Origin of the sequence: Methanospirillum sp., from assembly GCF_028679455.1 — an archaeon.
GTDB lineage: Archaea > Halobacteriota > Methanomicrobia > Methanomicrobiales > Methanospirillaceae > Methanospirillum.
This window is the reverse complement of the sequence record NZ_JAJRBM010000458.1, coordinates 1-3,512: the sequence shown is the minus strand read 5'-3', so window position 1 is coordinate 3,512 and position 3,512 is coordinate 1. Positions and strand designations below refer to the sequence as shown.

The window sequence follows — 3,512 nt, the reverse complement described above, 5'->3', positions numbered from 1 at the left end:
AGGAAAGGATATATTTTCATTCGGCTCTAGTTCATTAGTTCTTAGTTTTGTTTGCATTTTGGTCGATTCAAACATCACTAAGAACACATATATTTCTTGTTAATGGCAAAGTTAGGTTGTCATAGAGGCGATGAACGGTATAATCTCATACTCGGCCACATCATAAATACAGAAGGGATCCTCTTTGATGATTGCCAGTAGCGCTTCTTCATTTTCGGCTATGGCGATGATAACACCGCCGGTCCTGGGAATTCTTCTACCGGAGAGGAGGAAGTTCCCGAGATCGTAGTATTTTTGCAGATACTTGGTATGGTCCGGAATATAAGAGTCAATCACCTGAAGATCTTTTTTGTAATGAAGGAAGAGAAGATACATAATTACCCTCGACGATATTTCGAATCTTTGAGATCCTGACCATCTCTTCGTATCATAAGGATGGTAATTATTAAAACCCAATGGGTCCGGTGCTTTGCCGGGAGACGATAACGCTTCCAATACTGATGAAAGGATAACATACGATACACATTCATACTCTCCTCCAGGAGATCGCGATTTCTGCCATAATCGGACGATCTGTTAAAAAAGTCGTTGGTACTGATATCATATCACCACAGGTAATCCCCGCCAGTACTGATGACCATCGCAATATATATCCATACAGACGTTATGTTGATTCTATGCCCGGAGTAGATCTTTCGGTATCATACCCGGAACAATATGTAATTCTGTATGTAGATGATGAACGGGATCTACTCGATACTGGGAAGATCTTCATCGAAAAAACCGGAGGATTTAAGGTACACACACATTCATCCGCCATAAAAGCGTTAAAATCCCCTGATATTCTGAGATATGACGCAATTGTATCAGACTACCAGATGCCAGGAATGGATGGAATTAACTTTCTCAAGGAGATCAGAAAGAGAGATACCGGGATCCCCTTTATTCTCTTTACCGGCCGGGGAAGGGAAGAAGTGGTTATTGAGGCTATCAATAACGGGGCGAATTTTTATGTTCAGAAAGGAGGAGATCCGATCTCCCTTTTTGCGGAGTTGACTCATAAAATTCGTCAGGCGGTAGAATATAACCGGGCTAATAATCTGATATCACGTCTCGATACCTATCAAAAGAAACTTGCAACAGCCATGAATCTGGTACATGTGGTACATTGGGAATGTGACGCCCTTACCTATGTATTCACGTTTGATGACCGTTTTTATGCCATGTATGGCACTTCTGCGGAGCGTGAAGGGGGAACTCAATTATCTACACAGCGATATTCGGAAGAATTTATTCATCCAGATGATCGTGAATGTGCCTTATCCGAAGTAAAGAAAGGATTGGAAAACCCGGATCCTGATGCAGTGACCTATATTGAACATCGTATTATTCGCCGTGATGGAGAGATCAGGAATATTCTTGTGGGAATGGTCGTTATCAGAGATAGTGACGGCCGAATTATTCGTACCTACGGTGCAAATCAGGATATTACCGAACGGAAAAATGGAGAGAGAGCGCTTGAAAGGGCATATCGGCAGATCAATCTCCTTACCGGTGTTACCAGACATGATATCCTCAACAATCTTTCAGCACTGTATCTGCACCTTGATTTGGCCCGGATGAATTCCCCAGGCCCAGAATTCTCTGAATATCTGGATAACATGGAAAAAGAGATCCGGATAATTCAATCCAGAATTGAATTTACCCAGATATTCCAGGAGATAGGAGCTGAAAAACCTGTTTGGATACCGTTGAGTTCGATTCTTCCCGATTCATCTGCTCCTCTTCCGGTTACCTACGATCTCGTGATTCATACAGTTTCAATTCTTGTCGATCCGTTAGTAAAAACTATCTTTTCAACCTTGCTCGATAATTCGATTCGTCATGGTGAAAAGGTGACTGAGATCAGGGTCTCGGCACATGAATCAGGAAATAATCTGACTATCCTCTGGGAAGATAACGGTGTCGGAGTCGCTGATGAAGAGAAGGAACTGATCTTTACCCGGGGGTATGGAAAACATACCGGATTTGGATTGTTTCTGGCACGTGAGATCCTCGCTCTCACCGGTATTTCGATCCGGGAGACCGGGATTCCGGGTTCAGGAGTCAGGTTTGAGATTATTATTCCCAAAGGTTCGTTTCGTATCGATCCATAATTGTACCCATCTCATCACCTACGAAAGGCAACATTATATGAGATGTCTGAGCGAAAGGCCTAATGATTGTTCCGGTACCGAAACAAACGGTACAACCAATATCTGATCCTCTCTTCTGCATTCACTTTATCCAGGACCACATCTGGTACAGAAAACTCATCCTCTTGCTGTCCAGTGAACTTTATCTTGTGTTCAGGGACCGGAGATCCTGGAATTACATCGGAATTGAAATCATCATCGGGATGGTACTCGCACTTGTAGCGGGATCTCATCGATCTTCAGAATACAGATCGACTCCGATAGTATCATGGATATCAGCTTCGGCATCATGTGGGCTGGAATCATCATCCGGTTCCTGGCAATCCTGATATTGGGCGGCATTTCAAGTCCCTGATTCACATCCGGGAGGAGCATACCATTGTGAAGCTCCGGATAACAAATAATCCTAGAGAAATAAACATCCTGGGTGTCTCTACTTTTCCAGAATTAATTAACAAAAATTTGCATGTGAATGATACTATCAAGCCTGTTTATTCTGTTTTACCTCTTGTGAAAAATGCGAACACAGTCTTCGAAGCTGAGGAGAGATATCATGCTGGTCAAGTAGTACCTCGATAATAGAAAGTTCTGGAGAGCCATAGGCTTCTTTCAGAGCAACGGCCAATTCAGTATCTTTCTGAACAAGATACCCCTTCCCGGATCCAATAATCTCCGGAATTTTATGATAGGCCCATGGTGCGACATCATTAAATAAGCCGTCAATCATAGGCCGCTCGGTTCCAAATCCGCTGTTATTAAGGACAATCACAATTGGATTCATATGATACCGGCATGCGGTTGAGAGTTCCATCCCGGTCATCTGAAATGCACCATCCCCTGATAACACGAGAGGTCTGATATCAGGGTTTGCAGTCTGGATTCCTATACCAGCCGGAACCCCAAACCCGAGTGAGGAGTAGTATGCAGTGCTCAAAAATCCGCCTGACCGTCTGATGGTGATATCCAGGGACATCATTACCGCATCCCCTACCTCAGTAATCAGGATCGTTTTATCATCAATAAGAGAATTGAGTGCTAGAACAAGGTTTTCCGGAGAGACCTTTGCACCCGTTGGCACAAAATCAGGTAATCGGTCTCTGACAGAAGTCGGACAGCCGGCAATGTCATGGAGCATGAGTTCCTGCTTAACAATGTCCGGTAATAACATAAGGCCCTGGACCGGGAATGACTGGCTACCAATCGTACAACCATCATCTGTAAGAGAGAGCATGACACCAGGATCAAGAACGGCAGTATTTGCTCCAATATCTACATCAGTTAGCAGCACTCCCAATGCAATGATACAATCACTCGATT

General features: G+C 43.7%; 3 protein-coding genes. 1 reads left to right on the top strand and 2 read right to left on the bottom strand.

Going from position 1 to position 3,512, the window contains the following annotated elements; genetic code table 11:
- Positions 1–111: 111 nt before the first annotated feature.
- On the bottom strand, positions 112–375 hold the full coding sequence (locus tag LUQ50_RS15825) for a YciI family protein (protein WP_300041399.1): 264 nt from the start codon (positions 373–375) through the stop codon (positions 112–114).
- A gap of 302 nt (positions 376–677) precedes the next feature.
- Between LUQ50_RS15825 and LUQ50_RS15820 the strand changes: the two genes are divergently transcribed.
- Positions 678–2,156: a response regulator gene (locus tag LUQ50_RS15820; protein WP_300041397.1), complete on the top strand. Its 1,479-nt coding sequence runs from the start codon at positions 678–680 to the stop codon at positions 2,154–2,156.
- Positions 2,157–2,676: 520 nt separating this feature from the next.
- Here LUQ50_RS15820 and LUQ50_RS15815 read toward each other — a convergent pair.
- Positions 2,677–3,512, bottom strand: an 836-nt coding sequence (locus tag LUQ50_RS15815) for a thiamine pyrophosphate-dependent enzyme (RefSeq protein ID WP_300041395.1), incomplete at its 5' end; no start/stop codon positions are given.

Bases quoted from the DNA above. Each gene is read 5' to 3' on its own strand.
- LUQ50_RS15825 (WP_300041399.1), bottom strand. From the start codon at position 375: ATGTATCTTCTCTTCCTTCATTACAAAAAAGATCTTCAGGTGATTGAC.
- LUQ50_RS15820 (WP_300041397.1), top strand. From the start codon at position 678: ATGCCCGGAGTAGATCTTTCGGTATCATACCCGGAACAATATGTAATT.